The sequence below is a fragment of the Massilia consociata genome (genome assembly GCF_042432755.1).
Classification (GTDB): Bacteria; Pseudomonadota; Gammaproteobacteria; order Burkholderiales; family Burkholderiaceae_D; genus Telluria; species Telluria consociata.
This window is the reverse complement of sequence record NZ_JBHLWP010000011.1, coordinates 349437-365058: the sequence shown is the minus strand read 5'-3', so window position 1 is coordinate 365058 and position 15622 is coordinate 349437. Positions and strand designations below refer to the sequence as shown.

Annotated in this window: 10 protein-coding genes; all 10 read right to left on the bottom strand. The window is 65.2% G+C overall.

Annotated features, from left to right (window positions below):
* Window positions 1-2: 2 nt before the first annotated feature.
* The 10 genes from ACFFJK_RS12735 to ACFFJK_RS12690 all read right to left on the bottom strand — a co-directional run bounded on the left by ACFFJK_RS12735 (window position 3) and on the right by ACFFJK_RS12690 (window position 15608).
* On the bottom strand, window positions 3-2141 hold the full coding sequence (locus ACFFJK_RS12735) for a TonB-dependent siderophore receptor (protein WP_379679565.1): 2139 nt from the start codon (window positions 2139-2141) through the stop codon (window positions 3-5).
* A 69-nt stretch (window positions 2142-2210) separates the two neighbouring features.
* Window positions 2211-2588, bottom strand: a complete 378-nt coding sequence (locus ACFFJK_RS12730) for a hypothetical protein (RefSeq protein WP_379679564.1) — start codon at window positions 2586-2588, stop codon at window positions 2211-2213.
* A 105-nt stretch (window positions 2589-2693) separates the two neighbouring features.
* On the bottom strand, window positions 2694-3032 hold the full coding sequence (locus ACFFJK_RS12725; protein WP_379679562.1) for a hypothetical protein: 339 nt from the start codon (window positions 3030-3032) through the stop codon (window positions 2694-2696).
* A 93-nt stretch (window positions 3033-3125) separates the two neighbouring features.
* Window positions 3126-3308, bottom strand: a complete 183-nt coding sequence (locus ACFFJK_RS12720) for a hypothetical protein (protein ID WP_379679560.1) — start codon at window positions 3306-3308, stop codon at window positions 3126-3128.
* Between the two features lie 532 nt (window positions 3309-3840).
* Entirely contained in the window at window positions 3841-5067 is a 1227-nt protein-coding gene (locus tag ACFFJK_RS12715) for an AAA family ATPase (RefSeq protein ID WP_379679559.1), read from the bottom strand.
* Window positions 5068-5072: 5 nt separating this feature from the next.
* Window positions 5073-5966, bottom strand: a complete 894-nt coding sequence (locus ACFFJK_RS12710) for a tetratricopeptide repeat protein (RefSeq protein ID WP_379679558.1) — start codon at window positions 5964-5966, stop codon at window positions 5073-5075.
* Complete coding sequence (locus tag ACFFJK_RS12705; RefSeq protein WP_379679556.1) at window positions 5963-6433, bottom strand: hypothetical protein; 471 nt, start codon at window positions 6431-6433, stop codon at window positions 5963-5965. The genes ACFFJK_RS12710 and ACFFJK_RS12705 overlap by 4 nt, the downstream gene beginning before the upstream one ends.
* A 369-nt stretch (window positions 6434-6802) precedes the next feature.
* Window positions 6803-7081 carry a PAAR domain-containing protein gene (locus ACFFJK_RS12700; RefSeq protein WP_379679554.1) on the bottom strand — a complete coding sequence of 93 codons (279 nt, stop codon included), beginning with the start codon at window positions 7079-7081 and terminating at the stop codon, window positions 6803-6805.
* Window positions 7082-7617: 536 nt separating this feature from the next.
* Window positions 7618-12558 carry a glycohydrolase toxin TNT-related protein gene (locus ACFFJK_RS12695; protein ID WP_379679553.1) on the bottom strand — a complete coding sequence of 1647 codons (4941 nt, stop codon included), beginning with the start codon at window positions 12556-12558 and terminating at the stop codon, window positions 7618-7620.
* A 17-nt stretch (window positions 12559-12575) separates the two neighbouring features.
* Window positions 12576-15608: a type VI secretion system Vgr family protein gene (locus ACFFJK_RS12690; RefSeq protein ID WP_379679551.1), complete on the bottom strand. Its 3033-nt coding sequence runs from the start codon at window positions 15606-15608 to the stop codon at window positions 12576-12578.
* Between the last annotated feature and the right edge of the window lie 14 nt (window positions 15609-15622).

Here is a 15622-nt window from a genome sequence, read left to right as displayed (position 1 = left end):
CGTCAGAAGCGGGCCTGCAGGCCGAGCGAGGCCGAGCGTGCCGGGCCGGGCGCGACCCAGGTGCGCTGCACCGAGCTGGTGTAGTAGCTGCGGTCGAACAGGTTGTCGATGTCGAGCGACAGGCGCAGCGCGGGCGAGAGCTGCCAGTAGGCGACCAGCCGCGCCAGCGAATACGCCGGCAGCTCGAAGGTCGGCGCCCCGGCCCGCGCCTGCGCCGCAGTGCGCGTCTCGGCCAGGCGTTTCGCGCTGTGCGTGAGCGCCCCGCCGATGCCGACCCGGGCGCCGTTGGCGAGCGTCGACTCGTGCAGCAGCATCAGGCTGCCGTTCAGGCGCGGGATGTTCAGCAGGCGGCTGCCCGGCTGCAGCGTGTTGTCGGCCACGACCTGCGCATCGATCCAGGACAGGCTGGCGTTGATGCGCCAGGCACGCGTGAGCTGGCCCGACAGGTCGGCGTCCAGGCCGCGGCTGCGCACTTCGCCGGCCGCGATCGAGAAGTCCGGGTTGAGCGGGTCGGCGGTCAGCACGTTGCGCTTGCGGATGTCGTACAGCGCCACCGTCGCGCCCAGCGTACTGGCCGTGTTCTGCCACTTGGCGCCCAGTTCGAGCGCCTTGCCTTTCTCGGGGCTGAAGGCCTGGCCCGATGCGTCGGCGCCGGTATTCGGGCGGAACGAACGGCCGGCATTGGCGAACAGGGTCCAGGTATCGCTGGCGAGGAAGCTCAGGCCCGCGCGCGGCGAGTTCGCGTGCGGCGACTGGCGCGCGGTGCGGCCGTTGCGCAGGTTGCGCAGCTCCTGGTCGTGGCGATCGGCGCGCACGGCCGCCACCAGGCGCCAGCGCTCGCCCAGCCGCACCGTGTCCTGGACGTAGAAGGCGCGCGTTTCCTGGTCGTCCTCGGTGTCGGTGTTGGGCACCGGTTCCGGGCGCGGTTGGCCGTAGACGGGAGCGAAGATGTCGATCGCGTAAGGACGGGCGGCGGACGGCGAGGCGCGCAGCTGGCGCTGGTCGGCGTCGAGACGCGATGCCTCCACGCCGAACAGCAGCTGGTGGTTGACGCCGCCGGCATTCACGCTGCCGCCCAGCTCGGCGTGCGCGCTGGTGTCGTGAGAGCGGTAGTCGCGGTAGCGGCGCTGGCGGCGCAGCGTGCGCTCGTCCGGCTGCAGCGTCGGTTGGGGCTCGGTCGAATAGCCGCGCATGTCGGCGGCCAGGTAGCCGAGTCCGGCGCGCAACTGCCAGCCGGACTCCAGCACGTGCTCGAGCACCAACTGGTGGGCATGGTTCTCGACCCGCACGTCGCCGTCGCCCGGCTCGCCCAGGAAGCGCTCGCGCGGGACCGCGCCCAGGGCGCCGTTGACGAAGGGGACGCCGCGGTCGAACGGCCCTTCGTGGCGCAGGAACTCGCCGCGGTAGTCGAACCGGGTGCCCGGCGCCAGTCGCCAGGCAAGCGCCGGGGCCACCAGCGTACGGCGGCTGCCGAGGTGGTCGCGGAAGCTGCCGCGGTCTTCATGCGCCAGGTTCAGGCGGTAGGCCAGCTTGTCGCCCAGCGGACCGGTGGCGTCGAGGGCGGCGCGGTAGTAGTCGTGGCTGCCCGCGTACAGCTCGGCGGCGCGCGCCGCCCGCCACTGCGGGCTCTTGGTGACGAAGTTGACGGTTCCGCCCGGTTCGCTGGCGCCGTACAGCGCGGCCGCCGTCCCCTTCAGGAATTCGACGCGTTCCAGGTTGGCAGTGTCGCGCGGGGCCCGGAAGCCGCGGTTGGCGGCGAAGCCGTTCTGCAGCATGGCGATGCCGTTGTTGGCGTCGCCGGCCAGGCCGCGTATGGCGATGTTGTCCCACATGCCGCCGAAGTTGTTCTGGCGCGAGACGCCGCCCACGTAGTCGAGGACATCGTCGACGCGTACGGCGCCGAGGTCGTCGAGTGCCTGGCGCGACATGATGCGCACCGCCTGCGGCAGTTCGCGCAGCGGCAGGTCCGATTTGGCGCCGCTCGCTTCCTGGACGAGATAGTCGCCGCCGGCGCGGCGGCCGACCACCTCGACCGAGGCGGGCGATGCCGTGTCCTCGGCCTGCTGGGCACGGACGGCGGCGGTTGGAAATAAAGTCAGTGCCATCGCGACGGGCGCGAGTCTGGCGTGTAGCTGGTTCATGCTTTCTTCTTTCGAGCGTGCTGCCGCAGCCTGTGCACTGGCATGTGCAAGGAGCTGCGAACGGAAGATTCAGGCGCATGCTGCGCCGGTCGTGCCGCCATGCGAGGCGGCGTCATGGGCAAGGCGGCAGGGCGGGGCACGCGCGGAGAAGTGGATGGTGGCCGTCGGCGCAGCCGAGGCGGGAGCGGCGGGGACGCGCACCGGCGGCCGCTGACGCCACGGGGCGAGCGCGAACGGCGTCGGGCCAAGGACCGCGCCCAGGGCGGCGACATCGAGCGCGGCGCACGAATGCAGTGCGGTTTTCGACGAGGCCGGCGCCGTATCGGACGCGCCGGCCTGGCCGTGCGCGATCCGGTGGCGCCAGCCGAGGTCGGCGGCGAACAGCAGCGCGGCGGCGAGCAGGGCCGCCAGCATGGAACGCGCGGGGTGCGCGCGGAAAACCCACATCGTGAATGAACGGATCCGTCGCGCCGGCCTTGCGCATGGCGCGGCCGGACAGTTTGCGGCCCGCACGATGCGGGCGCGCAGGACGGCGCGGCAGGCGTGCGGGAGTTAGCGGATGGCGCAGCGCGGCGCGGGCGGCGCCTGGCGGGACGGAATCAGGTAGCGGCGCAGGACGACAGCCGGCGGTCGCGGCTGGCGCGCAAGGACGTAGGCGACAAGCAGGAAGACCGCCAGCAGGGAAGGCGGAACGGCCGGGATGTCGGCAAGGGGCTGCGACGCGAGCTGGCAGGCCACACAGTCGGGCAATTGCTCAGTGGCGTCATGCTTGTGGAAGGCGGCGCCCACCAGTTGCGACACCAGCACGAGCGAGCAGATGCATAGCAGCAGCCGGCGCAGGAAGGCGCTGGTAAATCGCTTGGCGAAGATGGCGTCGGCGGACGAAGGCATGCAGACGGGGAAATGGATTACGTCAGACGGCAGTATAGCTGACGGCTGGACGAAATCACAATAAGGCCCGGCGGGTTGCTGGTGTTCAACGCCTTATTCCAGCGCAATGACGAGCGCAGCGACACCCATGCCCAAGCCTAAGACGACGCCGATGCGCTTGCGCAGGCGGCGGCCGTTGTCGAGAATGCGTTTGGCAAAGGTGCGCTTCGGTGCTGCCGGATTGCTGCGGTCGACGGTCGCGGAGTGGATGTGCGGATGCGAATGTTCGGTGTTCATGGTGAATTCCTCTTGCCGTCTCCACCGGAGACTGGCGTTGCTGTCGTTTGGCGCCTGTAGGGGCACGGAATTGCTGGCAGGTTGGCCCGGCGGGGGCGGGGTGTCGCGTCCGCCGAGCTCAGGCAAGCGGGGCGGCGTCAGGGCAACAGCCCTGGATGACTGGCTTGCAGGGCGCGCACCGGAAGACGTCGAGCGGGCAAGCCAGGCTGGTCGCGCCGTCGGCACGCGGCATGCAGATGCTCATGTGTGGAAGAAAATTTCGTGACATGTTGGTGCCAAGGCTAAGCGTCGATTCCAGGTTCCAGCCGCCGATCCACACTGTTGTGTAACCTGCACGGTATATTGTTAATTTTACATGTCGAGGCTGCGAATACAAGGGCGCACACGATTGGTTACAAGCTCAATGAATTGCCCTGAGGTAACAATATCCGCGCGTCCGCCTGGATTGTCAAGCAGAGACGGGACATGACTGCGGCGCCCCGGCATTGCGTTGCGCGTTCGTGCGTCGACCGGCTTGCCGCAGGCGCCGGCGCTAGAGCAGTTTGGCCTGCTTCAGGTATTTTTCCACGTCGCGGTAGCTCGTGTCGCTGCCTGCGTAGCGCACCAGGTTGCGCGCCGTCTTGAGCCACTCGAGCGTCGAGGGTTGGCATGCGTCGAGGGCGAAGCTGAAGTCGGCGCTATTGAGCGGCCGCTCCGGATTGCCGGCGATGATGTCGTGGATCGCGCTTTCCTTGGCCAGGTCGACCAGGCCGTCGATGTCGGCCCCGGAGAACTGTTCGGTAGCCCTGGCCAGCGCGTCGGTGTCGACGCCTTCGGCCGGCACGTCGCGCAGCTTGAGCGCAATGATGTGGCGGCGCGCCTCGAGATCGGGCGGCGGTACGAATATCTGGCGCGAGAACCGGCCAGGCCGTTTCATGGCGGCATCGACATCCCATGGCATGTTCGTCGCGCCCAGGAAGAGCACGTCGCGGTTGTTGCGTTCCAGGCCGTCCAGCTGGGCCAGGAATTCGTTGACGATAGTGCGGCTGTGCTCGCTATGTGCCTTGGAGCGCGAGAAGGCCAGGGCGTCGAGCTCGTCGAAGAACAGCACGCAAGGCTTTTGGGCGCGCGCCTTCTCGAACAGCTGGGCCAGGTTGCGTTCGCTTTCGCCCATCCACATGTTGAGCACGTCGCTGATCCCGACCGAGACGAAAGCCGCATTGCACTCGCCGGCAATGGCGCGCGCGATCATGGTCTTTCCGCAGCCGGGCGGACCATACAGCAGGATGCCGCCGCCCGCATCCTTCTTGAAGCGGGCGAACAGGGACGGGCGCAGGAAGGGCTCGATGATGTGCAGGCGCAGCGATTTCTTCAGGTCCGCCATGCCGCCGACGTCGTCGAAGCGCAGCGCATGCCCGGCTTGCGGCTTGAGGGGGACCACCTTGTCCGTGCCGGCGATCAGGGACAGGGCCGGCGCGGCGCCCGTGCGTGCGGTTCCGGACAACTGTTCCAGGTCGGCGTCGGCGACGAAATCGTCGTGCTGGCGTGCTCGGGCGTAGGCGTTCAGTGCCTCGGCGTGCCGGTTCAGTGCGAGCAGGGCGCGCGCCATGCCGGACAGGGCACGGGCGCCGGCCTGCTGGCGCGTCGACAGTTCGTATTGCTGCAGGGCCACGGCCGCATCCGAGGCAGCCAGCAATAGGTCGGCGTAGTCGAGGCGGACGGCGGTATTGAACGGATCGCCCAGCAGGGCCTGTTCGAGTTCTTCGCGTGACATGGACATGGCGATCAGAGACCGGCGCGGCGTTTCAGCCGGCGCTTGAGAAGGGGAGGATAGACCCAGGAATAGATGCAATACCCCAGGATGACAAGGGTCGCCGTCCCGGAAATCTCCGGGGCATAGGTGCGCAGCAGCTTGTAGGTGCCCATCCAGCCCAGCCACAGCCCGATCGTGGCGGCGATGCCCCAGCGGTTCAGCGGCCAGAGCGGTACGACGCTCCAGTGGCACAGCGCTTCGATCTCGACCACCAGTTCCAGCGCTTCGCGCGAATCGGGCTGGGCCTTCAGGAGCTCGACGGCGATGCGTTTTGCGGACCAGTAGCGGCCGCGCTGGATGAGGTGGACGATCAGCAGCCGCGCGGTGAGCATGTCTTCCGGGTGTTTCAGCATCAACGCGGCAAGGCTGTTGCGTTCATTGCCTTTCTTGCCGTCGATCAGGTCGCCAATCATCGTCGCCGCCAGCGCGGCCTCGTCTTCGGGATCGAGGCGCAGCGCCTCGCGCGCCAGTTCCTTGGCCTTGTCGATCTGCTGGGTGCGGTACATCAGCATGGCATACCGGGCATACAGCATTGCCGTTTCAGGATAGTCGTGCAGCAGGTCGAGCAGGGCGGCTTCGGCCTGGGGCCACTCCTCGCGCGCCTCGTGCACGAGCGCCAGCAGGTAGCGGCCGGCGCGATGCCTGGGCGTGCGGCCCAGCAAGCCCTGCAGTGTCTCCAGCGCACCCTGGTAATCGTCGTGCTGGTAATCGATGAGCGCGGCCGAATACAGCAGGTCGCTGTCATCGGGAAAATTCGCCAGGGCTTCGGCAAGCAGGGTGCTCGCCTGCGCCAGGCGGCGGCGCTCGATGAGGCCGTCGATGCGCACCAGGTAGTCGTGCGCGGAGGGCGAGTCGATGTCGCTCATGGCTGGTAGATGCTGAGGAAGACGAAGCTGATGCCGTACATCAGGATCATGCCGGCGACGGCGCAGCCGATGGCTGCGATCCATGGGGAAGGCCGGGTGCCGAGCAGGTCAACCGAGCGGTGTTCCTTCCTGTGCATCAGGTAAAAGCAGCCCCACAGGACCACGGCGAGGATGCGCGTCGCGCCACGCATCGAGTTGCCTTCGCCCAGTTGGTCGTTGATCCAGGCCAGCGCAGCGGGACGCGGCTCGAGGAAAGAGGCGTAGACGAGGGCAAGGAAAGCCGCCAGCGCGATGGCATAGGCCAGCGTGTCGCGCGGGCGCTGCAGGCGGATCGAATTGAGTGCGCTGTAGAGGATCAGCGGCAGCGGGCCCATGAAAAAGCCGAGCAGGAAGCTCGATTGCGGCGAATACAGCGCGACAGCGGCGCGGTTGTTCGCCAGGGATGGGCGCAACAGGTGTTCGGTCATGGTTGCGGATCAGGGAATGTCGAAGCCGCCCGCTGCTCGTCGGTGACGCGCAAATCCCAAGCTGATGGCAGCTCTGCGGTGCGGATGTTTCTCGGCCTCAATCCTAGGCGTTCCAGAACCAAAAGGCTAGCCATGGCCCAAAAAACAACAACGCCAACCCGAAGGTTGGCGTTGTTGTTTGAAACTTGGTAGGCCGTGCGGGATTCGAACCTGCGACCAACGGATTAAAAGTCGCCGGGTCGAAATGAGAATTCTTTATTAATCAATGACTTGCAACGCTTGCCAGCTGCGATAACCAGTCATGCTAAAGGGGAGGGATGGTAACTTATCAGGAGTCACGGCACGAGTACGTCACATGGCGATTCGGGCTCAACCGACCGTCGCAGGCACGCTGCCGATCAGTTTGCACCCGCATTCCGTCGTGCATCCCTCGACCGCAACCGGCACCCCGTCGACTGTGAGCGTGCTGTGGGCGGTAATGATCTTGTTTACCCCGTGCGGTTTGCCACCAGGGTAGGGCAGCGGACAATCAACTTTATCACCCAGTCGGGCGATCGCTTTTCCCCTGATGTCGTGGTTGGGCGAACCACTTATAACTGTGCCGCCATGATCGGTTTTGTCTCCGACTGTAATGATCTTTAACGACATTTGGCTCTCCTTCGGAATCAGTGACGTCAGTAGATCGGTGGGCCGTCCGGCACAAGCTCGACTGCGTCACGAATGCCCTGCCACGACGGCAGCTCGGGCCAGGCTTGTGCGCCGCCTTTTGACAGCGACTGCACAGCGTTTGCCGCTTGCTCTAGGCCCTTGCCGCCGTGGCTGGTGCGGTCGCCAACTCGGATGACTCATTTGCGCATGAAGTCCTATCTGCTTCTTCGCTGGCCCAGCCGGTTGTAGCTGAACCGGGTCGAACTCTCCACGGTGATGGGTGTGATCACGCGTTTGAATCAGTCTGCATGAGCGATCTGCAACACTCGAAGCAACCGCTCGTCTCTAGCCCCAGCCCTTCCGGCATCAACATCAACAGAGACATTTCCGCAGACGCAGTACTCATTGTCCAAAGGGTTCGACCGGAGAATGCTCCAGCAGTTAAGGCACTGGTAGAACGTCCTATCCGAGACTGGTAGCGGCGCTCCGATGACATGGTTTAAATCTACGATGATCAACTTGTTCTTCGACACAATTTATCTCCGCGGTGGTCGGCAAGGATTTGGCATTTCGACTAGCTCTCCCGCATCCAGGTGCGATTGAACGCTTCCCGGAAGCTGATATTGAGTTCCATTCCCTGGCTGATTGAACCAAGGTTCTGCTGGTCCGCCTCGAACGCCAGCAATAGGCTTCTTCACTTCATATACGTGGTATTCCGCATTGAACGAGGCAGCTGGAAGTGCGCGGTCACCGAAGGGCGTTCCTGCGGGCGCAACAAAGCCACCTGTCGGCCGTCCAAAGCGGTCGATCTGAGTACCGGGCGCCAGCGTAACTGTAGAGTCTTTCCCCGGCGCAAACCCATAGTTTGCAGGCCACCCTGGGTCTTTGGCAAACCGCCCTTGTGCGTCGCGGAATCGGCCATTGCGATCCTTGTCAACCGTAGCAGGATTGGAAGGACATCTGCTTAGCCCGAGGGTGTCGAGCCAGCCGGTAGGGTTCGGCGCATACTGATGAAGATTCAACCCGCCGAGCAGGCCGATGGGGTCACGCGAAATGAACCTGCCGGCATGCGGGTCGTAGTAGCGATGTCGATTGTAATGCAGCCCCGTCTCATCATCATGGTACTGTCCCTGGAACCGGATCGGATTCTGAATCCCCGTCTGGTACGCGGCCTTGCTGATCGCTTCTTTCGCTTGCCCCCACGCCTTGTACTGCGCCGACCACGCAACCTTGCCCTCGCAATCCGTCAACTCCTGCGGCGTGCCCAGATGATCGCATTGATAGAAGGCGATCTCATCCTTACCGAACGGCTCGGCTTCCTGCTCGTACTCACCGTTCCATAACGGATCAAGCGCAATGTCGTACTTGCCATCGTTGCCCGCCATCAGCGCCTTGACATTGGTGGTGGGCGCCAGGCGAAGCGCCTGGCTTCGGGTGGCTTGCACCAGCGGCACGAAGCTGTCGCGCTCGTACACATAGTGCACGGTCCGTTCACCCGCCGCATGCCCCCGGTGCACGCTGCTTTCGAATGCCAGCGTGTCGCCGTCCCAGCCGTACATGGTCCGGGTCGTCTCCCGGACGGTAGTGCCATCGATCGCCCCGCTGTGCTTGGCAATGCGCCGCCCCAACGGATCGTAGGCAAAGTTGGCGACGCCATGCCAAGTGGTGGCGCGGGTCATCCGGTTGAACGCATCCCATTCATACTCGGACCGAAGGCCGTCCTGGGTACGTTCCACGACGTTGTCGCGTTCGTCATAGCGGTAGCGGAGGCCGGCATATTCCTTGAGCAGATTGTCCAGCAGTTTCGGCAGCGGGACACGGCGGGTAAGGGGTTCCTGGTGTGCAGTCTCGGCTGCCTGGATATTGCCGGCCGGATCAAAAGCGAAGGCTTCACGACCCAATGCGCTACTTGCCGTCAGCAGCCTTCCGACCGGGTCGTAGCGGTACTCGAGGCGGCCGCGCCGGCTGTCTTCAAGGCTAATCAGTTGGCTGGACGGGTCATAGCGGTAGCGCCGCAGGATCGCGGCTTGCATGCCAACCTGGACGTCGGGACGGTACGTGCCGGGGTAAGAGTTCCGGTCCTTCTGGCTGGCCTGTGCGATGGCGCCGAGCCGCTGTTCGATCAGGCGTCCAAGCGGGTCGTACTTCATCGTTTGCAGCAGGCCGTTGGCCTGGGTGCGGCCGGTTTCCTGGTAGAGCGCGTCGCGCTCGAAGGAGACGAGGTCCTGCCCGTCGAGCAGCAGACCGTGCACGTGGCCGGCGCCGAAGGTCAGCCAGTCGATGCGGTGGCCGTCGGGGCGGGTGGTGCCGGTGCGCTGGTTGAGTTCGTCGTGGTAGTGGTGCCAGACCGCGGTGCGCTTGTCGGGGTGGAACGGGCCCTGGTAGTGCTGGTGCTCGCGTACCAGGTTACCGGCCGCGTCGTAGAACCATTGCAGCCTGGCGTGCTCGTTCTTCGCTTCGGCCAGCTGTCCGTTGGCGTTGTAGGCGAAGGTTTCGATCTGCTCCGGCTGACCAATGAGTGCGGCCCGGCGTCGGACGAGACGGCCCATGGGGTCGTAGTCGAGCCGTGTCGTCACGCCGGCTTCGACGGTTTCCGCCAGCACGCCGCTGGCTTCGTCGTAGCGGTACTCGGTGGTCTTGCCGTCGAAGCCCTGTTCCTGCAGCAGGCGGCCAACCGGGTCGTATTGGAAGCGATAGACACTGTCGTTTTCGTTTTCCAGAGCGGTCAGGCGGCCGAGCAAATCCCACTGGTAGCGCAGGCTCTGTCCCAGCGCATCGGTGCGCTTCGCGATCAGTCCGGCTGCGGTATAGCGATAGGCGGTGGTGCGCTGCAATGCGTCGGTGTGCGCAAGCAGCCGACCTTCGGCGTCGTGCCGTAGTCGCTCTTCGCTGCCGTCGGGGTGGATGACGGCTTCGAGTTGGCCAGGGTAGTTGCCGCTATCGGAGCCTTCGCTGTGCGCTTGCACCAGCGTGTCGCTACTCAACGGCGTATAGCGGTAGCGGGTCTCGTTGCCGGCGGCGTCGATGCTTTTGACCAGGCGCTTGCGGTCGTCGTACTCCCATTGGTTGCTGTGCCCGGAACAGTCGGTGTAGCTGGCGAGCTGGCCGGCCGGGGTATAGGCGAGTTTCTTGACGCCACCCTTGGCATCGGTCACTTCGATCGGCCGGCCAGCCTTGTCGTACGCGTACTGGGTCTTGTTGTCGCGCGGATCTATTTCCTCGACCAGGCGGCCCTGGGCATTGTAGTCGCGCCGCCAAGCACCGCCTTCGGCGTCGCGGATGCCGGTGACGCGGTGCTGGGCGTCATACTCGAAGTGGACCTGGCTACCGTCGGCGCGCGTGTGTGTGAGCAGGTTGCCGTGGTCGTCGTAACGGTGATGCTCGCTGCTGCCGTCGGTATGGATGTGACGGACGACGTTCTTGGCGTCGTCGCGGAAGAGCCATTCCTCGCCCCCGTCCGGATACACGATGCGGTAGGTGTAGCCGGCGATGTCGTAGTAGTAGCGGGTCTCGTGGTCGAGCGCGTCGGTGACGTAGGTCAGGCGGATGTTCTTGTCCCACTCGAGCCGGGTGTCGAAGCTGCCGTCATCAAGCCACTCGCGGATCGCCCTGGCGTGAAGCCCGCTGTCGATGCTGGTGTCGTAGGCGAGGTTCATGCCGCGCCCGGTGCGGTCGGTGTAGCGGGTGACGAGGTGGCGGTCGTACTGGTATTGCCAGGCGGCCGCGTTTTCGTCCTGGGCGCGGACCAGGTCGCCGTGATTGTCGTAGTCGTAGGCGGCAAGCTGGCGCACCAGCTTGCCGTCCCGGATTTCCCAGAGCGCAAGGATGCAGCCGCTATCAAGGTCGATCTGGGTGCCGGCATGGGCGATGATGGTGTCGCCCTGCTTGCTGATGATGTCGCTGAGCACCTCCTCGCCGGCATATGGACCATCGGCGACGACGTGGTCGTAGCGCAGGCCGAGGGCGGCGCCGTCGCGGGCATGCAGCGCGATCAGCCGGAAATGCTCCTTGCCCAGGTCGGCTGCCTTGGCGCGCACGGTGTCGACCAGCTCGTAGGTTTCGCGCCAGGGGCTGGGCGCTCCTTCAGGCAGCGGCTTGCCGAAGTCGAGCGTGAGCAGGGTGGCGCTGACGCGGGTGAGCGCGATTTGCTCGACCGGGTCGTGGTGACGCTGGCCGATGCCAAGGTACGGGTAGCGGTGGCTGCGGCCGTCGGCAGCATGATAGAGCAGGGCGGCGGGCTTGCCTTTGCCCACGACGTCGATGCGGGTGCTGTACGGGGTGAGCCAGCGCGCGCCGAGATTGCCGCGGTCATAGGCGACCAGCTGGCTGCGGTAGGTGCGGCTCCATGCGATGGGGAGCGGCGCGTCCAGTACGAAGTCGGTATGAGTGAAGGTTTCGGCGCCGGTGGCGAAGCTGATCGAGTGCGCGGTGCCGCCTTTGGCGGGACACAGCTTGCAGGCATTGGCGTCACCCGTGGCCGGGCGTTGCTTGCTGCTGGCGCCCAGTTCGTGTTCGGGCTTGTTCTTCCTATGGTCCGCGCCCTTACTGGATGGGACCAGCGCTGGGTAGCGCCGCTTGTGCTTGGTGACGGCGTCGCGCAGCCGCGCCAGGATCCACCGGATGCTCATCTGCTTTTGTTCGTCGGCCAGGGCTGCGAGCTTGCCGCGAAACGCCGGCTTGAAGTCGGTCAGGTGGCCGATGAGCTTGTTGACCCCTTCTGTCGCGCTCTTCGGCAGCTGGCTGGCCGCCGCCGCGACAACATAGTTCGCGCTCATCTTGTACTGCCGGCCGAGGGCGCCCAGCATGCGGCGCCAGCTGCTTTGCGCCTTCGGGTCGTGCAGCTTGGTCTCCACTTCCGCCGGGGAGGTCACCTCGAATAGCGGTTCCTGGCCGATGCAGCGTCTGAGCGTCTTGACAAGATCGTCGGCGATGCCGTCGGCAGTATTGGCGCAATCGTCCAGGATACCGGCCAGCTTGCCCATCGCGCTGTCGACAAAGGTATCGATCTCACCGGCCAGCCTGGCGTTGAGGTGCACGACCAGCACCTCGACCAGCGCGCTGCCGAGATCCTTGGCACCCGAGCGCAGCTTTTGCCGGACCAGGTGCAGCGCCGGCCGCAGGCTCATGCGTGCTGCGTTGCCTGCTCCCGGAGCTATGCCGATCAGGTTGATGCCAAGGCTCACCCATAGCAGGAAATCGACTTCCTTGACACCCTTGGCGAGGCCCTTCTGGATGATCGTCACGATATCCATGATGGCGTCGATCAGCGCCATGATGTTGCCGATCACCGGCAGGCTGCCGGCTACAGTGCTCAGGCGCTCCAGCGTGACGTAGTCATGGCTGATCTTGCGTAGCCATTTGTCGAAGGCGGCGGCAGCGGCGCCGATGTCTTGCTGGTCGATGGTGTTGAGTGGGGCGACTGCGACTTCCGGCGCGCGCTCGGCGGGCTTGGACGGGGCCTGCGTGGGTTCGGTCATGGTGGCTTTTTATCTTTTTATATGACGGATTTTTTCGGGATCGAAGGTGGAACTTCAGCGCCGATGCGCGGCAGCGATCCGGGCAAACCGAAGGTGGACGCGACGGCGGCGGCAGGCTTGCCGGCATTGAACGCGCCGTAGGTATCCAGGGCCGTCGCGCCGCCGGGGAGCTTACCCGCCATATTGGCCATGGCCGCCTGTCCGACCGGTGCCAGCAATGCTTGCGCGCCGCCCTTTGGCAGCGACTGCACCGCATTTGCCGCTTGCTCCGCAGCTTGCGCTACTGCGCTGAGCTTGCCCGCTGGGCCGTTGAGACTGCCTGCCGCAGCCTTGGCGCTGGCGAGCAGTCCGGGGTTCGGCGCCTTCGGTGCTGGCCGGTCAGGCGTTGCCGCCGCAGAGGTGCCAGCTTCGGGCAGCGCCACGGTCGGCCATTCGGTTCCCTGGCCGAAGTAGCTGCCTTCGTCCCACGGGTCGCGTGGGTCCTTGCCGTAGCTGACCGTGGCCATTCCCATCGGCAGGCCGGCCACGCTGGCAAAGCCGTCGCCATCAAGCGTCCCCTTGTGGACGCCACCTTCGGCGTCGACAACCGTGTACTCGCCTTGCCGGATGCCTTGCTTCTTGCCGCCTTCGGGGTTCACGTACTGGTGATACAGGTCGAGCTGCCCCGGCGCCAACTGCACGGGCTGCGGCAAGCTCGGCGTGCCTTCGCTCTTGCCGGGCTCGAAGCTGTGGTGCGCCGCGTGTTGGACCCAGTTGCCGCTGGTGCCATGGACGATCCCCGATGCGTTCCAGCGGCTGAAGCTGGTGCCGCCGTTGATCACCACCTCTTCCTTTGCCGTGATCGTGATCCGGTTGGCGGTATGGGTGATGTTGAGCTTGGCCAGGATGTTGACGCTGTCCTTCAAGGCGGTAATGTCGATATCGGCGCTAGCCGCCACCAGCTTCATGCCAGCCTTGTAGGCAAACATGCGCACCGCTTCCTTGACGCTGACGAGCAGGCTCTTGCCCGCGCTCAGGCTGGCATGGCCGCCGCTACTCAAGGCGGTGTGCTCCACGCTCATCAGGTGGGTGGAACCCTGCGTGCTGGTTTCGATGCCGGCGGGGCTGGCCAAGGTCAGGTGGGGAGCCTGGAATTCCGGGAATTCGCCTTGGGCGGGTGTGCCCCCCTGGCCTTTGATGGCGTCGACCTGCGCCTTCAGCGCGGCGACGACCTGGTCCTGGTCGCCCGGCTGGTGCGCCTGCGCCTGTTGCGCGACCTGCGACAGGCTGTCGTGCAACTCCTGGCCCTGCGCCATGCGCGCCAGCGTCTCCGCCATGTCGGTGATATGGACGCGGGCGTTCGGCCGTCCTTCGGTGCTGAGCAGCAGGCCCTGCTGGGCGCGCACCGCACCAATGCCGTCGGTGCGAAGTTCGAAGCCCTGGCCGCGCGCGTCTTTGCGTCCAGCATTGTCTTCGATGCGGTTGATATGGCCGAGGCTGAGCTGGCTGGCGAGATGGTCGCTCTTGAGCTGTGCCTGGATCTGCCCCTGCGTGTCATCCAGCACCAGGTGATTGCTGCGTCCCCCGGGCGTGTTGCCGCCCTCGGCGGTCAGCTCCCGGCTTCTGAGCCCCATCAACGCCCGCTGGTCGGGCAGCTTCCACGGCGGCATATAGCTCTGGTTGTACACGGAGCCGGTCACGATCGGATGGTCGGGATTGCCGTCGAGCCATTGCACAATCACTTCCGATCCGACCCGAGGATGGCTGGTCAAACCCTTCTCGCCGCTGGCCCAGTTGCTGCTTACCCGTACCCAGCAGCTACCGCTTTCTTCACGGTCCCAGTGAAACTTGACCTGGATGCGCCCGTACTGGTCCACGTTCAGGCTGCCTTGGCCTTCCGTGCCAACCACGGTGGCGGTCTGCAGCGCCAGCAGTTTGGTATCCGTGCTGTTGAAGCCGCGTCCCGGACGCCAGGGCACGGCCTTGCCCTGGCAGAGCAGGCGGTTCTTGTACTCGGCGAGCGCACCTTTGCCTTGCAGGTAATTGTTGCTGGCTTCGTGATGCACTTCCAAGATCAGGAATTCGCTGTCTTCGCTCTCGCTGAAATGGTCGAGGAGCTTGAACCACCTGCCCGCCGCGACTTGGCGGTTGTTGCCCTTGGCTTCGACCAGCTTGCCGCGGGCTTCGATTTCTTCCATGCGCAAGCGCGCAAGCTGGTCGGCGCCCGTCTGGTGCTTGAAGCCGTAATGCCCCTCATAGCTGTGCACCTCCAACTGCGGAATATCGCCTTGTTCGTTGACAGTGACGATATCCGCGTGGACCGGGCGCGGATTCTTGAAGTCGAAGCCGCTCACCGCCGCTTGTCCGGACGCCCACTGGCGCAGCGGGCTCCAGCGGTCGATCGCGTTTTCTTCGGACGCGCCACCAGCGCCATGAAAGCGGATGCCGGGCGACGGTCCGTCGATCGGCGCGCTAGCGCGGGTGTCGTCGCAGACCCTGAGCGTATGGCCTTCGCCGCTGTGCTCGTACCAATAGCTGTAGCCCGCCGCTTCCCAGCGCCGGCACAGGTAGTTGTGGTCGGTCTCGTCCCATTGGGTGGCCATCGTGAACTGCGGCTGTTCGCCGGCGACTTCCCATTCCCAGGCGGGCAGGCCGCCGTAGCCGGCGAAGATCGTCTCCGCCTGCTCGCGCAGGCTCTGCGCGTGGAACAAGCGGTTGTTCCGGCGCAGGCGCGTGTACGCCAGCCATGGCTTCAAGACAGCTTCATAGAAGGCCACGCCGCCGTCCGTCTTGACCAGCTTGAACGAAGCGACATAACCGGTGAATGGACGCAGCCTGCCGTCGTCCTGTACCAGCGAGACGCACAGCAGCTTGCCATGCATCGCCTCGAGCTCGATCCCCACATCGTCGCTCAGCAGTTCCACCTTGAATTCGAAGTCACGCGACAGGTATTCCGTGCCTTCGAACCGGTTCACCACGAGCATGGCGTGCGGGCCGTCGTTCCCCGGGAACGACAAGCGCAACAGGCGGGTGCTGCGGTAGTCTTCCAGCAGTGCTTGCAGGTCAGTCATCGTAATTGCTCATC